A 16,663-nucleotide genomic window follows, 5' to 3' on the forward strand; every position below is an offset into this window, starting at 1 on the left:
AACTCCTTACTCTTCTGCTTCCTCAACTGCATCAATCTCTGTTAAATCATTTTGAATATCCACGATTTTCCCGTCCACCGCATTTACGAAATGAATTTCTTCCGTTTTATCGGATGTTAACACGCGCACTTCCCATGTCGGGGCGAATACTTGTGTTTGTGTAATTTGAACAAGCGTTGAATAGCCAAGATTCATACTAGTCACTTGAGAATCTGGTTTTAATAAATTTTTCCCCCATAATATTTGAAGCACTTGGATTGGTGGTAAAATTGATTTTTTATTTTCTAATTTTTCATGGTTTTCAAGGATCGTTTGCTCATATGCGAAAACACGCCCCTCTTCATCCCAATAAATTTGGACATAACCTCGTACATTATAGTAAAGTGTGCGATTATTAATCTTTTGGAAAAACGTCGCTTGTCGCTTTTCCTCATCCACTTTCCATAAAATATATGAAGTACCCTCATGGACATAGCTATGCAAAAATTCTGTATAGCTATCCTTCGTAGTTGTTTCCTTTAGCTTAACGGGTTTCTCCATTGTCACAACGAGTTTATTATCATCGATAATTTCTGTACGTTGATTTGCAAAATAAGGAACTTCAGATGGTTTGAAGTTTTTGATTGCCCCTGAATAATACGATGTGACTTCTATATTAGTCGGGAGGTTACTATACGTAATATTATCCTCTTTTAAACGCGACTCAATTTCCGTCGTTTTCCCCAATACTTCCAGCTGCTGCTCTCCATTATAACTATCTAGGTATTGGAAATACAGAAAGATATTGAGTATTAAAAACACGCCAATAAAAATAGTTTTTGACCTATTCCAATCCATCGTTTGCCCCCCCTAATTGCTCGGGTGAAATACGTGTCCACACATTATTTGAAATAATAAACCAGCTTGGTTCAAGTAAAAATAGGCCTTGCTTTGTATCCTGCATTAAATGATACCCAATAATAATTTCATCTATTTCATCAAACGGTTGGACTTCCTTGTTTTTAAGGTATTCAATAACTTCTTCTCCAGATGCGAGCTGCTTCATTGTTCGAAAGGTTTTAATATCATTGCTTGGATCAATTGAATAATAAGGTCTACGATAGCGGAAAATTCGATTCTCGCCCCATGTTGTAATAATTCTAGATGTCGTCGTAGAACTATAAATCGGGTAGTCTTGTACAAATAACTGATATTCAATCACATGCTTGCCTACATTCATTGAAGAAAAACGGAAATCGGCTGTAAATCCTCCATGATCATTAATAAAATCAAAGCTATCAAACAACAGCCGAGCAGATGGAATTGGTGCAATACTTTCGGCCGGTGGGTATACATAATTCAAAATATGATTTTGTGTATCAACGGTCATTAAAGATGTTCCATCTGTATATTTTTCTGCCTGTGTACTTTCGATATTGCGCTGAACAATGCCTGGGTCCCCAAAGAGTATATTTTTAAATATATCCGGTGAGGTTTTGTCCATAAAGTACGTATATTGGATAGATTCCATCGCTTCCTGTACGACATACAATGATAGCGATGAATCACGTTCCACCTCAAAATAAGCTTGGTACTCTTTTATTGGGTCAACAATCTCCTCCATAAATTGGATCGAATTAGGTAATTCTATAGTTGAGCGAAATAAAATTCGTTTTTCGGTATTTAAAAATAACAGCTGTAATTGATTGTTAGATGAAACATCGGTCCAATCCAATATTAACCGGGTAAAACTCGCATCAGGTAGTTCCTTTTCATTAAAAGATAAAATACCACTAAATACTTGCAATGGCACTTCATCATTAAAGAATAGTGTTAAACGATTATTCCAACGCAACATTTCATTCATTTTCGCATCAGATAAATTGCTATTAATCAAATCAATTTCATGTGCATCCCAAGTTGATAATTTATTATAAACATCCTGAATGACATCATTTGAAACAGTGCCATAAAATTGATCGTCCTGTCGAAACAGTATGCGGTATGGTTTCAATACATCCTGTAATTGCTTAGTATTACCAATCATAGTCTCATCCACTTGCGCTTCTTCAATGAACGCATACTCCGGCTTATAATTCCAAATCATTAATGTCAAAACAATACTGAGTAAGACAAGAAAAGTTAATAGGTAGGATTTAATTTGTTCGATATATTTCATTCCCAATCCCCCGCTCCGTCAAGTTCAAAAGGTAATGTGAAGAAAATAGTTGTCCCTACCTCTTCCTCACTTTCCGCCCAAATCTTCCCGCCATGTGCTTCAATCATTTCCCTTGCAATAGCAAGACCTAAGCCAGTGCCGCCCATCGAACGGGCACGGGCACGATCGACTCGGTAAAATCGGTCAAATATTCGCCCGACATTTTCTTTTGGAATGCCCATCCCATCATCGGAGATCATGACGCGCAACATATTTTCATGAACAGTAAAACCAAATCGAATATTTCCACCATCAGGAGAATACTTCAATGAATTCGAAATGATATTGTCCATTACTTGTGTTAATTTATCCCTATCAATATCCACAAAATAGCTTGTTTCTGGTAAGAGACGGAGAAATTCTACATTTTTTGATTTAGACATTTCAAATCGATCAATAATATGTGTAAAAAATTTATTAAACTCAACAAATTCGAAACTTAATTCATATTCTTGGCTATCCATTTTCGATAATTGTAACAAGTCATTCACTAAACGAATCATTCGTTCAGTTTCTGTTTGTGTCACATTTAAAAAGGTTGGTGCTATCATTTCATCTCGCCAAGCACCATCTGCAAGTGCCTCTAAATAACTGCGCATTGTCGTTAATGGTGTTCGTAACTCATGAGAAACGTTTGCCACGAATTCTCTGCGTTCCATGTCAATCTTTTCCTGTTCTGTAATATCATGAAGAACGGTAATGAGACCATTTACAAAGCCCGTTTCTTTTTGAATGACTGAAAAATTAGCACGCAAGATATACGGTGCATCACTTGTACTGAAATCTAAACTCACCGATTCCTTCATATGAATTAAATCTTCAAAACTATATTCCTGATCTAAACCTAAAACGGATGCAATGGGACGATTCAACGTGGACTCACGCGTATCATGCAATAAGCTAAGGGCTGGTTCATTTATTAAAATAATCTTTCCTTTGCGATCGGTCGCAATAACACCATCCGTCATATTACTAAGCACACTTGCAAGTTTCCGACGTTCTGCTTCGGTTGTAGATTGTGACTCTTGTAAACGGTTTGTTAAATGGTTAAAGGCAATAGCTAATTGACCAATCTCATCTGTACCATAAACACGTACTTTCCGAGAGAAGTTTCCTTTTGACATCGCCTGAGCTTGTTTACGCATATCGGAAATTGGCCGTGTAATTGTACGCGCTACTAAAATACCTAATATAATCGTAATCACAAGCGACACTGCAATACCAGCAGCAAAAATACGATTAATTTCATTCATTTGATCAAACACTTTTTCAATATCGGATTCAATGTAAATGACACCTAATACTTCACCATTTGGTCCAACTGTATCGGTAATAGGCGCTGCTAAAACCCAGACGCGCTGCATTGTTTGTTTATCAAGGGAAATATTTTCTTGTAATGTTTCAGCTGACATCGCTTTTCGGACAATATCATCATTTGCACGCTGTCCGACCATGGACTGATTATCCTCGGAAGTTGCTAAAATACGATTTCGACTATCAATTACGCGAATTTCATTAATATCATCGGTTGAAAATTCACGCAAAATTGCACCTATGCCCGATTCAGACGTAGGTGTAGATGCTGTTTCAATACGTTCTTTTAGCATCTCTTCGCGTATACTATATTGAACGAGTTCCATTCTTCGCAAAATAGAATCTTGGAAATTATTTTTTAAACTATCCTCAAGCTCTTTGGAGAAATAAATCCCAATAATTTGTAGAGCAATGACAATTAACAATACATAGATCAGCACAAGCTTAACATGTATAGACTTTAAAAAACTCACTTTTTGCATATAGTCTACTCCTGTTCAGGATTTCGTAAGTAATAGCCAACTCCTCGTCTTGTTACAATCCATAATGGATGACTTGGGTTATCTTCAATCTTTTCACGCAAACGACGAATCGTTACGTCTACCGTACGAACATCGCCAAAATAATCATAGCCCCATACCGTTTGCAGTAAATGCTCACGCGTCATGACCTGACCGATATGTTTTGCTAAATAATGTAACAACTCAAACTCCCGATGTGTTAGCTCGATGGCATCTTCCCGCTTTAATACTAAATAAGCATCTGGCTGAATAGTTAAAGAACCAACAACAATATCATTCGTTTCTACTTGGGCTTCCTCAACTTGTACAGGAACATTTAAACGACGCATATTAGCCTTTACACGTGCAATTAATTCACGTGTACTAAATGGTTTTGTGACATAATCGTCCGCGCCCATTTCTAAGCCGAGTACTTTATCAATCTCTGAACCTTTTGCTGTTAACATAATAATCGGAAAATCATATTTTTTGCGTATTTCACGGCATACTTCCATCCCATCACGTTTAGGAAGCATAATATCAAGTAGCATTAAATCAGGTTGTTCTTCTTCTACTTTTTGTAATGCCTCGTCCCCATCATATGCGCAAATGACACGATAGCCTTCTTTAATTAAGTTAAATTGCAAAATATCTGCAATTGGTTTTTCATCATCTACAACTAAAATCGTTTTATTCATACAGCTTGCCCCATTCCCTACTAATTTATAATTCTATATAATCAACGGTTTATTTTTATATCACTTACTTTACTCTAACATGCTTTTCACTTCGGTGCATTATTGAGATGTTTTCAATAGGTATTTTCCGGGAAATAAAAGATGAACTATTATCGAAATATAACTTACAACATCGTACAATCATTGTGCGAGGCAATAGTGATTTCCTATATCAACTTTCTTTTTCTGATCCACTAAAAAAGAACAGCCCCATAATGGGCTGTCCCTCAAAAGGTTAATTTAAATACGCTAATGGATCTACTTCCGAACCATTTTTGTGAACTTCAAAATGTAAATGTGTCCCTGTTGAACGACCTGTTGATCCCATCACACCAAGTGAAGAACCTTTTTCAACAACTTGTCCAACCGATACGCCAATTTTTGATAAATGAGCATATAATGTTTCGTATCCATTATTATGGTTAATTACTACATAGTTTCCGTATGTTGCATGTCGACCAGCTGTTTTGACAATCCCGTTATCCGATGCTTTGATTGTGTAATCTGATGGACGTGCAATATCAATCCCGTAATGATAACGTCCCCATCGAGTACCCATTTGGCTTGAAATACGTCCCCCGTTTGCAGGCCAAGCAAATGTGCCCGTCCCAACAGATGGCACTACTTTTGTACCAATGACAACAACGCGGTCTTCTGGATCAACTAATGTATTTTCATTCGTTTGCACACGCTCTGTACGAACACCATTTTCTTCAGAAATTACATACGATACTTCTTTTTTACCTGTAGCACCCTCTTGTTTTACTACGCTTTTACCTTTTAACATTGTATCGTCTTCTTTCACAACTTTCGTGAAATCAACTGTTTCTACTTGCTTTTTCTCATAAACTGCTTTCACTGATACATATGGTTTTTCCACCGTAACATTTAGTTGATGTCCGATTTGCAAAACGGAATCCTCTGTAATTGATGGGTTTAATTGTAATAATTGGTCTGTTGTTAAGTTATGCATACTGGCAATTGAACCTAGTACATCACCTGATTGAATCGCATATAATTCTTTTTCAACTGAACCTGTTTGTAATACTTGAATTGCTTCATCAACCGTTAAAATTTCTGCCGGTGCTACTTCAACTTGTTTACCTTTTACTTCCGACGATAATGTTAAATCAACAATTCGCGTTTCATCATCCTTCAATGGGGGTAAAGAAGCCGTAGTTGGTCTAGCTTCCAATTCATTTAGTTCTGTTGGTGTAACATATTGAAGCTTCAATCCGTTAATTGCCGCTTTAAAGTCATTTTCATCCTTTAAGTAAGCTACATCCTTGCCATCTACTTGTACGGAATAAGCTTGAGCTTGAACTGTAATACTATCTTGTAGTTTTGCTAATGTCGCTTGCTCATCGGCCTCTACTTTAAATACTTGTTCAGGTATTAATGAAACGCTTGAACTCGCATCGATGTTTAATCCCTTAAATTGAACGCTTGCTTCCTTTTCTTTTTGTTCAATTATTTGCTGTACAGCTGCTTCATCGGCAACTGCCCCCATATATGAATCCGCCACATAAACGTGGAAAATCTTTTCAAATTTTTCTTTATCTGTATCATTAGCAAAACCTATATTAAGTGTCGCTGTTGATAGAAATAGTGCAAAAATCGTGGCTGTTTTAAATTTTACACTACGACGCTTCAATAGATTTAGACTTGATTTTTTAAAGTCAAATTTATCTCTTTTCGAAATCATGGTAAAGCCCCTTCCAAAATATCATTTGTTTAAATGTATATTGTTAAAATCACACTTCGTTAATGTAACATATTTCTTATTTCAAATGAACTGCTATAGCCTTTTTGTAATGAAACTGTATTATTTTTTGAATATTTTTCACATATACCCTTATAGTAATAGACCTTTTTCTATCTTTATATTCAAATAATAAGGATTATATTATCTTTTTTGCTATATTTTTGTTAATTTACCTAATATTATAATACAAACAATCATTGATTACTCCCTAATAAATGTAGTTATTTTGGCATCTATGCTGGACTTTCCCTCACAAAAAACCATCACTTTAATCAGAGTCAAAGTGATGGTTTGCCGCTTTTTATTTAATTAAATAGCTATTCTTCCCTTGGTGGTGGTGTAAATTCTAGATTTAAGAATTTATTATATTCTTTGCGGAATGCAAGACTTACCGTACCGGTCGGGCCATTACGCTGCTTAGCTATAATAATTTCGATAATATCTTTACTCTCAGTTTCTTTGTCATAGTAATCATCACGATATAAAAAGGCAACAATATCGGCATCTTGCTCAATTGAACCCGATTCACGAAGGTCACTCATCATCGGTCGTTTATCTTGACGTTGCTCTACACCACGGGATAGCTGTGATAGTGCAATAACTGGAACCTTCAACTCACGCGCTAATCCTTTTAAGGAACGTGAAATTTCCGATACTTCCTGTTGACGGTTTTCACCAGGTTTCCCGCTACCTAAAATGAGCTGTAAATAATCGATTAAAATCATGCCGAGTCCATTTTCTTTCGCTAGGCGTCTACATTTTGCTCGAATATCTGTCATTCGTACACCTGGGCTATCATCAATAAAAATGCCCGAGTTTGAAAGACTTCCCATCGCCATTGTTAGCTTACGCCAATCTTCAGGTTCTAGAGCTCCAGTACGTAAGCGTTGTGCATCAATATTCCCTTCTGCACAAAGCATACGCATAACAAGCTGATCTGCTCCCATCTCAAGTGAGAATATCGCTACATTTTCACGTGCCTTTACAGCAACACTTTGCGCTACATTTAAAGCAAAGGCAGTTTTACCAACCGACGGACGAGCTGCAACAATAATTAAATCATTACGTTGGAAACCAGCTGTCATACGGTCTAAATCACGGAAACCGGTCGGAATACCCGTTACATCTCCTTCACGTGATTGGAGCTGCTCAATATTATCAAATGTTTGAACTAATACATCTTTAACATGCTTAAAGTCTCCAGCATTTTTGCGATTTGATACTTCTAGCATTTTCTTCTCAGCTTCAGCTAAAAGGATTTCTACTTCATCTTCTCGCGTATAACCATCTTCTGCAATTTTAGTTGCAACACGAATCAAGCGACGTAATAACGCCTTCTCTTCAACAATTTTTGCATAATGTGCAATGTTCGCAGCTGTTGGAACTGCACTTGCAAGCTCGGTTAAATAGCTAAGTCCACCTACATCTTCAAGTTCCTTTTTCGCTGAAAGCTCTTCTGTTACAGTAACAACATCTATCGCTTTTCCCTTGTCGCTTAACGTTAGCATCGTCTGGAAAATCTTTTGATGTGCGATATGATAAAAATCATCTGCCATAACTATTTCGGATGCTGTGATAAGTGCCTGTGGTTCAAGGAATATCGCACCAATAACCGATTGCTCGGCTTCATGATTGTGCGGCGGAACGCGGTCCATCATGGATTCGTTCATAGTTGTCGCTCCTTATTCTTCAATTACATGTACTTTTAGAGTAGCCTTTACATCTAGGTGTAATTTTACTGGGATATTTGCAAAACCTAATGAACGAATACCATCATTGCACTCCATTTTACGTTTATCGATTTTAAAGCCATGTTTCTTTTGTAGTGCATCTGCTACTTGTTTTGTTGATACAGAACCGAATAAACGGCCGCCCTCTCCAGATTTAGCTTTAATCTCTACTGTAATTGCTTCTAACTGTTCTTTTAAATCCTTTGCTGCTTGTAATTCAGCTGCTGCATTTTTCTCTTCTAAACGTTTTTGGCCTTGTAATTCACTCATAGCTTGATTATTTGCCTCTTTTGCATGACCATTTTTAATTAAAAAGTTGCGCGCATACCCTTCTGCTACGTCTTTAATTTCACCTTTTTTACCTCTACCTTTTACATCTTTTAAAAATACGACTTTCATTGTTCATTACTCCCTTCGACTACTTCATTAATTGCTTTAATTAAATAATTTTTCACTTCACCAATTGAGTTTGCTTCCATTTGTGTTGCCGCATTCGTTAAATGTCCGCCACCGCCCAGCTTCTCCATAATTAGCTGTACATTGACTTCCCCAAGCGAACGAGCACTTATCCCAATGAGGCCATCACTACGATGTGCAATAACAAACGATGCCGAAACATCCTTCATTGTCAGTAAAATATCTGCGGTCTGCGCGATTAATACCGAATCATATGTTTTATTATCCTCACCATTCGCAATCGCAACCCCTTTGTGAGGGAATTGAACGGTTTGAATGATTTTCGATCGTGCTACATACGTATCCACATCTTCCTTTAAAAGGCGTTGAATTAAGATTGTATCTGCTCCAAGTGTCCGTAAATAAGAAGCTGCTTCAAATGTGCGTGCACCCGTTCGTAAAGTGAAGCTTTTCGTATCGACAATAATCCCCGATAATAATGCCGTTGCTTCTAGCATCACTAATTTTTCTAATTGCGGTTGGTATTCTAATAATTCTGTTACGAGCTCTGCAGTAGAAGATGCATATGGCTCCATATAGACAAGCGTCGGGTTTTCAATGAATTCCTCGCCTCGACGATGATGATCAATGACAACGACTTTGTCCGTTTTACTAAGTAATCGCTGATCCACTGTCATACTTGGTTTATGCGTATCAACAACAACGACAAGCGATTTGGACGTAATTTTAGATAGTGCCTCTTCCGGTGTAATAAAACAGTCATAAAAGTCCGTTTTTCCCTCGATTTCATCCATCAAGCGCCCGACACTACCACGCACTTCATCAAAATTCACGACAACATACCCATCAATTCCATTCATCGCCGCCATTTTTCGGACGCCTACACAGGCACCGATGGAATCCATATCTGGATGTTTATGTCCCATAACAAAGACCCTATCACTATCTTGAATTAAATCACGTAAAGCATGTGAAATGACACGCGCACGTACCCTTGTGCGCTTTTCTACTGGATTCGTTTTCCCCCCGTAGAAGCGTAATTTCCCATTTGGTTGCTTAATCGCTACTTGGTCACCACCACGCCCTAAAACTAAGTCAAGACTGGATTGTGCAAGCTGTCCGAGTTCCACTAAAGAAGCCGAGCCAGCACCAATGCCAATACTCAATGTTAAGCTCAGGTTTTTTTGCATTGTTTTTTCACGCATAACATCCAAAATCGAAAAACGCTTTTGCTCTAATTCGCTTAAGATGGATTCATTTAAAACTGCGATGAAACGATCCGATGCAATACGTTTTGCATAAATTCCATAATGCGCAGACCATTCATTAATAATAGAAGTAACCATCGTATTCGTTAAACTTCGTGATTGGTCATCCATACCTGATGTAATTTCATCATAATTATCAATGAATAAAATAGCTAATATCGTTTGATCAGCAAAATATTGCGTTTCCATTTCTACTTGCTCCGTCACATCAAAGAAGTAAAGCAACTTTTCTTCCTTCTTATAAAACACACGATATTTCCGGTCGAGGATCGTAATGGTCATTTCACTCTTTTGCTCTTGATTGATTAACGTATACAAACCTTCTGATAACGCAAATAAATCATGACCAATTAACGACTCCGTATCTAGCACTTTCAACATGAATGGATTCGCCCATTCAATGGCATATTGATCGTTAATTAATAATATCCCAATCGGCATTTCTAAAAAGGCTTCTTCGCCAACCTTTTTCATTCGGAAGGAAAGGGATTCAATATGTTTTTCTGTTTCCATATGCGTAATAGCTTCCACTTTCCAAGCATATACAATAAATAAAATAAAAATTAAAATATACGCAATACCAATCCATAAATTCCAACTTATTATAAGGATAGCTGTAACTATACCGAGTGCGGATAGTGCTAAAAGTGGGTATCGAATTGGTCTTTTACGAATAATCCCCATTTAAATCAGCTCCTCATTTTTGTTTCTTTGCCTGAATATACTCTCGAATATTAAATCCTAAATCAATAATCCCAAGTAAGATGACAAATGAATACAGCGGTATAGCTACAATCGTGCTAAGTACCTTTAACATTTTCGGTAAACCAAATGTATCGATTGTAAAATGAATAACTGAAATCCCTTGTAACGTAAGTAATACCCATAAAATGAGTGATACATTGATCATGACTACATATAATGGTGTTCCAAGCTCTGGTTGAATAAATAAATTAACTGTTAGTGTAATTAAGTAATACCATAAAACAGCTCGTGGTAATCGTAAATGACTAAAGCTTGAGAATTTCGGTACATCTACTTTAAAGCGTTTAACAATTGGTAAATTGACTGAAATAAAAATGAGTGCAAATGTAAACACCGCTAACGTAATCGAAGCTGGAATTGTCATTTCCAGCATGCTAAACATATCTGCTAAGCCTTCTTTTGAAATCGGTGTCTGTCCAGTCATACTCTCGGCAAATTCAATTGATTCCTCGTAACTCTTACGTAATAGGGCAAGTGAATCATTAATAAAATCAAATTCAAATAAACGTAAGGAAATCAAATATAGATTGGCAAATGTAATTAATACTACAATACTTGTGGAGATAAACATAAAGACTTTGCTTTTTTTATTATAAATGGCATCACCTATTGCCATTCCGGCAGCAGCAAAGATTAATGATGATGGTAAAATGATTAACCCACCAACAAAAAATGTAATAATAACTGCAATGAACGTAACTAATAATGATGATTTTCTATCATATGTCGCGCTATACCAAATGATTGGTAATGGGGCAATAAGCATTGCAACAACATTCGCTAACGGCACATAAAAAACAATTGCCATTAAAACGGCAAATAGCGCAATCATCATAGCTCCTTGTGCTAGCTTCTTTGACTGATTATTTTGCATGGAGAACCTTCCTTTATCTAATTCAAAAAACTCTTCTCACCATTCCATTGTACCATTTTTGGATGTGCAAACAAATATGCGTTACCGGAATGCGAAATAAATTGCTTATACAGCTTTATTTCTTTCAAATAATCCGTTCATTTTTCCATGCAATGGATTTTTATTTGACCAACAAAAAACCGGTCAACTCTCTTTTTCAAGAAAGTTGACCGGTTTTGAATGTTTTAGCGCTTATATCGCCAAAGCAATTCTTATTTTTCTTCTGCAACGAATGGAAGTAAAGCCATAATACGTGAAACTTTAATTGCAGATGTAAGTTTACGTTGGTATTTAGCTGAAGTTCCAGTTACGCGACGTGGTAAAATTTTACCGCGCTCAGAGATGAATTTCTTTAAAAGATCTACATCTTTGTAATCGATGTGCGTAATGTTGTTAGAAGTGAAGTAGCAAACTTTACGGCGTTTGCGGCCTCCGCGACGTGGTGCCATTATCGTATTCCTCCTTTAAGTTTTATTTATAGATGTTTGAATTCTTAGAACGGTAAATCGTCCTCAGATACTTCAATCGGTCCTTTGCTATTAGCAAATGGATCCTCATCTACACGTGTATAATTTTGCTGATTTTGAGGTGGCTGTTGTTGATACGAACCATAAGAATCCTGCTGTGGTTGCGCGCCGCCATATTGAGCATTTGGTTGACTATTATAAGACGGCTGGCCGCCTCCATAATTTTGTCCGCCATACTGCTGATTTGGCATACCTTGAGATGCATTTGCTCCTCCGCGTGGTTCTAAGAACTGCACAGAATCTGCTACAACATCCGTTGTGTAAACACGTTTCCCATCTTGTCCTTCAAAGCTACCTGTTTGGATACGCCCTTCAACACCAATCAAACTCCCTTTTTTCATGAAGTTTGCTAAGTTCTCCGCTTGTTTTCTCCAAGCAATGCAACCAATAAAGTCTGCTTCTTTTTCACCAGATTGACTTGAAAACGTACGGTTTACAGCAATTGTAAAACGTGCCATTGGGATGCCACTTGGTGTATATCGAAGCTCAGGATCTTTTGTTAGCCTTCCGACTAATACTACACGGTTAATCATCAGTTCAACCTCCTTTTTCAGCAGTTAAGTTAAAAATTATTTTGCGTCTTCACGAACAGCGATGTGACGGATAATGTCTTCGCTAATGTTAGCTAAACGAATGTATTCGTTGATTGCAACCGAATCAGCGTTTACTTTTACGATTTGGTAGAAACCTTCGCGTAAGTCGTTGATTTCGTAAGCTAAGCGGCGTTTGCCCCAATCTTTTGCTTCAACGATTTCAGCACCATTTGAAGTTAAGATTTCGTTGAAACGCTCTACTAAAGCTTTCTTCGCTTCTTCTTCAATGTTTGGACGGATAATGTACATTAATTCGTACTTTCTCATTTGTGTTTGCACCTCCTTATGGACTTGGGCTCTCCTAAAAATAGGGAGCAAGGAGTAAGTAAATTCTATTACTCACATCAATGAATTGTAGCATAATAAAAAATGACATTCAAGTGATATTTTTTTTCTTCTACTATTGTTTTTATTTTTAATCACTTTTAAATTTTATTATGGTGTTAAAAAAGCATGCTGACTGGCTGTGCAAAAGTTACGCCATGAATAGCTAAGTTCGCTCGTTTCTAATACAGCCTCCATACCAAAATAACGCATTAGTAATTGAAGCTCACTCAGTAACTCACTAGATGCTGTTTGGCAAAACTGCGAAAACTCACTTACCAATTGTTCATCTATTTGTAGCTGTGTATGCTGTTGCCAAAGTGTTTCTATTTCTGCATCAAACGCTACTTCAATTTGATCGACAATCGTTTGCGCTTGTTGTATTTTTTCTGAAACGATTTGATAACGGCTATGCTCTTCATTAAATTTCTCATTAAGTGCTTTTTGCTGTTTCGTTAAAACATTATGCGCCATCCCGATAACCAAAGAAAAGAACGAACTTTCTGAAAACGTTAAAAATGGGAAGGTATGTACAGGTAGATTATAGTTATTTTGAATTTGGTCAAATTGAAATATTTCCGTATCTTTAACAAATACATTTTCAAGTTGAATCGTATGGCTTGCGGTTGCTTTTAATCCAATAGCTTGCCAATCTTGTATAATCGTTACATCTCCACGTTTAACACTACATGTGACGATTTCTCCGTTTTCTTCATTTATCGTATTCATTGTAAAAGTAGTGCCATAATCTGCACCGCTGCAATAACGCCAACTACCTGAAACGATATAGCCACCTTCAACTTTATGTGCCGTGCCATTCGGTTTACCGCTTCCTGAAATTACTGCATTTTCAGGTTCAAAATATATTTTGCCTACATCATGTTGAAATAATGGGAGAAACATATTACCGCCAGAGCCAATTGTCACCGCCCAGCCAATATTGCCATCTAATTGGCCCATCTGTCGGAAAATTTTTAATCCATCTATTAAGTTTTTCCCAAGTCCACCTAATATATCCGGTACAAAAACCTTTAATAGCTTTTGCTCATAAAGGGCTGTTAAAATTTCATTTGATAATGTTTTATTATTTTCTAATTCATCTATTTTTATTGCCACATTAAGCATCCCTATCTTCCTTTCTTTTTGTGAACTTACTAAAAATTTTATCCTTTCTACCGTACAAAAAAAAGAGTTGGTCCCAAAATTTCGTTTTGGACAACTCTTCCTTCTCTTTAAACGTTGAAACGGAATAATAGAACATCGCCATCTTGGACAACGTATTCTTTACCTTCTGAACGGACTTTACCTGATTCTTTTGCTACTGCTTGTGAACCAGCCTCAACTAAATCATCATAAGCAACTGTTTCTGCTCGGATGAAGCCGCGCTCAAAGTCCGAATGGATAACACCCGCACATTGTGGCGCTTTCATACCTTTACGGAACGTCCATGCACGCACTTCTTGTACACCTGCAGTAAAGTAAGTTGCTAAGCCAAGTAAGTCATAAGAAGCACGGATTAATTGGTCTAATCCTGATTCTTTAATACCTAACTCTTCTAAAAACATCGCTTTTTCTTCGTCTTCTAACTCAGAAATTTCTTCTTCTACTTTTGCACAAATCGTAATGACGTGAGCGCCTTCTTTTGCTGCAAAATCACGTACCATTTGAACATACTTATTGTTATCCGCATCAGCTACTTCTTCTTCTGATACATTGGCTACGTAAAGCATTGGCTTAATCGTTAATAAATGTAGGCCTTTAATTACTTTAAATTCATCTTCAGAAAGTTCCACTGCACGTGCAGGTTGGTCATTTTCTAAAGCTTCTTTAATTTTTGTTAAAATCGGCTCTTCAATAAGTGCTTCTTTATCTTTCTGTTTCGCCATTTTTGCAACTTTTTGTAATCGCTTGTCTACTGATTCTAAATCAGCCAATATTAACTCTAAGTTGATTACTTCGATATCATCGATTGGATTAACCGTTCCTGATACATGCGTAATGTTTTCATCTTCAAAGCAACGAACAACTTGGCAAATCGCATCTACATCACGAATATGTGATAAAAACTTATTCCCTAAACCTTCTCCTTGTGAAGCTCCTTTTACGATACCCGCGATATCTGTAAATTCAAAAGAAGTTGGAACTGTTTTTTTCGGTACAACTAGTTCCGTTAACTTTTGTAAACGATAATCTGGAACTTCTACTACTCCAACGTTTGGATCGATTGTTGCGAATGGGTAGTTGGCAGCAAGTGCCCCCGCTTTTGTAATTGCATTGAATAATGTTGATTTCCCTACGTTTGGTAAACCAACTATACCAGCTGTTAATGCCATAAATGACACAACCTTTCTATGTTTAGTCCGTAATTTTCTATATTTCCATAACCTTGTCTATTATATTGATTCCTCGTACAAAAGTCTATTTTACAATTTATTGTGTATTTGTTGAACGAAGTACTTTTTTTAATTTCTTGTCAAACTCCCGACGCGGAATCATTACACTATGTCCGCAACCTTCACATTTAATGCGAATATCGGCACCTAAGCGAATAATTTTCCATTCATTTGTACCACAAGGATGTTGTTTTTTCATTTCAACAATGTCATTTAATAGATATTGCTTTGCTTCCATTACTTATTCTCCCCCTTGACCTTTTTCGTAGAACATCATCTTTGGCACCGCAAGTGGTATGCCATTTTTCGTTAAAATATCGATTACATCTTTACGAATAATACGTGAAATTGCATACTGCTGTAACGGCAAAGTTTCTAATGATATGCGAATCATTGCCTCTGTACTTGTTGTATTTATCACCCCAATAAATAATGGTGTACTTACAAGCTCCTCATATTGTTTTGGCAATGTATCTAAATAAGTTTGAATTACTTTTTGAACTTTTTCAATATCCGCCTCTAATGCAACTTGCATATCAATCATCGCTTTCGAATTATTAATCGAAAAGTTCGTCACATCATTAATCGTACCATTTGGAATAATAAATTGTTCCCCAGTAATTCCTTTTATTTTCGTTGTACGAAGGCCAATTTCCATTACAGTTCCTTCAGCAGCGTTAATTCTTACATAATCCCCTACACTAAACTGTTCCTCCAAAATAATAAAGAATCCCGTTATGATATCTTTCACTAAGCTTTGTGCACCAAATGCAATGGCAACAGACGCAATCCCAGCCCCTGCTAGTAACCCGGCAACATCAATATTAATTACCGATAAAATCCCCATAATGGCAGAGAAATAGACTAAATAACTTAATACACTTTGCATTAACTTTACAATGGTCAGTTGACGGCGCTCATTAGTGTGTACCCGAATTAAGAAGATACGTGTGATCATTTTTTTCCCAATAAACACAGCTAAATAAGAAATAATTAGAATCGCCAATATTTTAAATGACGCTGTAATAATTAAATCCCAAAACTTTTGACTCGTTATATAGTCCAAAAACTCCGATGTATAACGTGCTATTCCTTTTAAATCGTCTTTTACTAAACTTATTTCTTTTTCCAAATTTTCCACCTCTTGTATAACAGTCTTTCAAATTGAATATACTGCATAAATATATCGTATATTATGTGATTTCTCGAGTTATCAACTA

General features: G+C 36.7%; 16 protein-coding genes. All 16 read right to left on the reverse strand.

The window, feature by feature from the left end:
• Positions 1-6: 6 nt before the first annotated feature.
• The 16 genes from CSE16_RS21075 to CSE16_RS21150 all read right to left on the reverse strand — a co-directional run bounded on the left by CSE16_RS21075 (position 7) and on the right by CSE16_RS21150 (position 16,575).
• Complete coding sequence (locus CSE16_RS21075) at positions 7-837, reverse strand: two-component system regulatory protein YycI (protein WP_099425676.1); 831 nt, start codon at positions 835-837, stop codon at positions 7-9.
• Complete coding sequence (locus CSE16_RS21080) at positions 824-2,158, reverse strand: YycH family regulatory protein (protein ID WP_099425677.1); 1,335 nt, start codon at positions 2,156-2,158, stop codon at positions 824-826. The genes CSE16_RS21075 and CSE16_RS21080 overlap by 14 nt, the downstream gene beginning before the upstream one ends.
• Positions 2,155-3,993, reverse strand: a complete 1,839-nt coding sequence (gene walK, locus CSE16_RS21085; RefSeq protein ID WP_099425678.1) for a cell wall metabolism sensor histidine kinase WalK — start codon at positions 3,991-3,993, stop codon at positions 2,155-2,157. The genes CSE16_RS21080 and walK overlap by 4 nt, the downstream gene beginning before the upstream one ends.
• Before the next feature lie 5 nt (positions 3,994-3,998).
• Positions 3,999-4,709 (reverse strand): response regulator YycF, encoded by a 711-nt coding sequence (gene yycF / locus CSE16_RS21090; protein WP_099425679.1) that lies wholly within the window; start codon positions 4,707-4,709, stop codon positions 3,999-4,001.
• 274 nt (positions 4,710-4,983) lie between these two features.
• Positions 4,984-6,453 (reverse strand): M23 family metallopeptidase, encoded by a 1,470-nt coding sequence (locus tag CSE16_RS21095; protein WP_099425680.1) that lies wholly within the window; start codon positions 6,451-6,453, stop codon positions 4,984-4,986.
• A gap of 377 nt (positions 6,454-6,830) precedes the next feature.
• Positions 6,831-8,183, reverse strand: a complete 1,353-nt coding sequence (dnaB, locus tag CSE16_RS21100; RefSeq protein WP_099425681.1) for a replicative DNA helicase — start codon at positions 8,181-8,183, stop codon at positions 6,831-6,833.
• 12 nt (positions 8,184-8,195) lie between these two features.
• A complete protein-coding gene (gene rplI, locus CSE16_RS21105) occupies positions 8,196-8,642 on the reverse strand; it encodes a 50S ribosomal protein L9 (RefSeq protein ID WP_099425682.1) in 447 nt (148 codons plus the stop codon).
• Positions 8,639-10,612: a DHH family phosphoesterase gene (locus CSE16_RS21110; protein ID WP_099425683.1), complete on the reverse strand. Its 1,974-nt coding sequence runs from the start codon at positions 10,610-10,612 to the stop codon at positions 8,639-8,641. The genes rplI and CSE16_RS21110 overlap by 4 nt, the downstream gene beginning before the upstream one ends.
• A 13-nt stretch (positions 10,613-10,625) precedes the next feature.
• The gene (locus tag CSE16_RS21115) at positions 10,626-11,567 is read right to left on the reverse strand and encodes a YybS family protein (RefSeq protein WP_099425684.1); all 942 of its coding nucleotides are present in this window, start codon (positions 11,565-11,567) and stop codon (positions 10,626-10,628) included.
• A 251-nt stretch (positions 11,568-11,818) separates the two neighbouring features.
• Positions 11,819-12,058: a 30S ribosomal protein S18 gene (gene rpsR, locus CSE16_RS21120; protein ID WP_172954456.1), complete on the reverse strand. Its 240-nt coding sequence runs from the start codon at positions 12,056-12,058 to the stop codon at positions 11,819-11,821.
• A gap of 41 nt (positions 12,059-12,099) precedes the next feature.
• On the reverse strand, positions 12,100-12,666 hold the full coding sequence (gene ssb / locus CSE16_RS21125; protein ID WP_099425685.1) for a single-stranded DNA-binding protein: 567 nt from the start codon (positions 12,664-12,666) through the stop codon (positions 12,100-12,102).
• Positions 12,667-12,702: 36 nt separating this feature from the next.
• Positions 12,703-12,993: a 30S ribosomal protein S6 gene (gene rpsF / locus CSE16_RS21130; protein WP_099425686.1), complete on the reverse strand. Its 291-nt coding sequence runs from the start codon at positions 12,991-12,993 to the stop codon at positions 12,703-12,705.
• Between the two features lie 168 nt (positions 12,994-13,161).
• Positions 13,162-14,175 carry an acyl-CoA dehydrogenase family protein gene (locus CSE16_RS21135; protein ID WP_099425687.1) on the reverse strand — a complete coding sequence of 338 codons (1,014 nt, stop codon included), beginning with the start codon at positions 14,173-14,175 and terminating at the stop codon, positions 13,162-13,164.
• A gap of 107 nt (positions 14,176-14,282) precedes the next feature.
• Positions 14,283-15,383, reverse strand: coding sequence for a redox-regulated ATPase YchF (gene ychF, locus CSE16_RS21140; protein WP_099425688.1), 1,101 nt, complete (start codon positions 15,381-15,383; stop codon positions 14,283-14,285).
• Positions 15,384-15,480: 97 nt separating this feature from the next.
• On the reverse strand, positions 15,481-15,681 hold the full coding sequence (locus CSE16_RS21145; protein ID WP_099425689.1) for a DUF951 domain-containing protein: 201 nt from the start codon (positions 15,679-15,681) through the stop codon (positions 15,481-15,483).
• Between the two features lie 3 nt (positions 15,682-15,684).
• Positions 15,685-16,575, reverse strand: coding sequence for a mechanosensitive ion channel family protein (locus tag CSE16_RS21150; protein WP_253896133.1), 891 nt, complete (start codon positions 16,573-16,575; stop codon positions 15,685-15,687).
• Positions 16,576-16,663: the final 88 nt, after the last annotated feature.

It is taken from the genome of Solibacillus sp. R5-41, from assembly GCF_002736105.1.
GTDB lineage: Bacteria > Bacillota > Bacilli > Bacillales_A > Planococcaceae > Solibacillus.

What these genes read in the sequence shown, in the direction of transcription:
- walK (WP_099425678.1), bottom strand. Translation starts at nt 3,993, where the DNA reads ATGCAAAAAGTGAGTTTTTTAAAGTCTATACATGTTAAGCTTGTGCTG.
- CSE16_RS21075 (WP_099425676.1), bottom strand. Translation starts at nt 837, where the DNA reads ATGGATTGGAATAGGTCAAAAACTATTTTTATTGGCGTGTTTTTAATA.
- CSE16_RS21110 (WP_099425683.1), bottom strand. Translation starts at nt 10,612, where the DNA reads ATGGGGATTATTCGTAAAAGACCAATTCGATACCCACTTTTAGCACTA.
- ssb (WP_099425685.1), bottom strand. Translation starts at nt 12,666, where the DNA reads ATGATTAACCGTGTAGTATTAGTCGGAAGGCTAACAAAAGATCCTGAG.
- dnaB (WP_099425681.1), bottom strand. Translation starts at nt 8,183, where the DNA reads ATGAACGAATCCATGATGGACCGCGTTCCGCCGCACAATCATGAAGCC.
- CSE16_RS21080 (WP_099425677.1), bottom strand. Translation starts at nt 2,158, where the DNA reads ATGAAATATATCGAACAAATTAAATCCTACCTATTAACTTTTCTTGTC.
- rpsF (WP_099425686.1), bottom strand. Translation starts at nt 12,993, where the DNA reads ATGAGAAAGTACGAATTAATGTACATTATCCGTCCAAACATTGAAGAA.
- CSE16_RS21135 (WP_099425687.1), bottom strand. Translation starts at nt 14,175, where the DNA reads ATGCTTAATGTGGCAATAAAAATAGATGAATTAGAAAATAATAAAACA.
- yycF (WP_099425679.1), bottom strand. Translation starts at nt 4,709, where the DNA reads ATGAATAAAACGATTTTAGTTGTAGATGATGAAAAACCAATTGCAGAT.
- rplI (WP_099425682.1), bottom strand. Translation starts at nt 8,642, where the DNA reads ATGAAAGTCGTATTTTTAAAAGATGTAAAAGGTAGAGGTAAAAAAGGT.
- CSE16_RS21115 (WP_099425684.1), bottom strand. Translation starts at nt 11,567, where the DNA reads ATGCAAAATAATCAGTCAAAGAAGCTAGCACAAGGAGCTATGATGATT.
- CSE16_RS21145 (WP_099425689.1), bottom strand. Translation starts at nt 15,681, where the DNA reads ATGGAAGCAAAGCAATATCTATTAAATGACATTGTTGAAATGAAAAAA.
- ychF (WP_099425688.1), bottom strand. Translation starts at nt 15,383, where the DNA reads ATGGCATTAACAGCTGGTATAGTTGGTTTACCAAACGTAGGGAAATCA.
- CSE16_RS21095 (WP_099425680.1), bottom strand. Translation starts at nt 6,453, where the DNA reads ATGATTTCGAAAAGAGATAAATTTGACTTTAAAAAATCAAGTCTAAAT.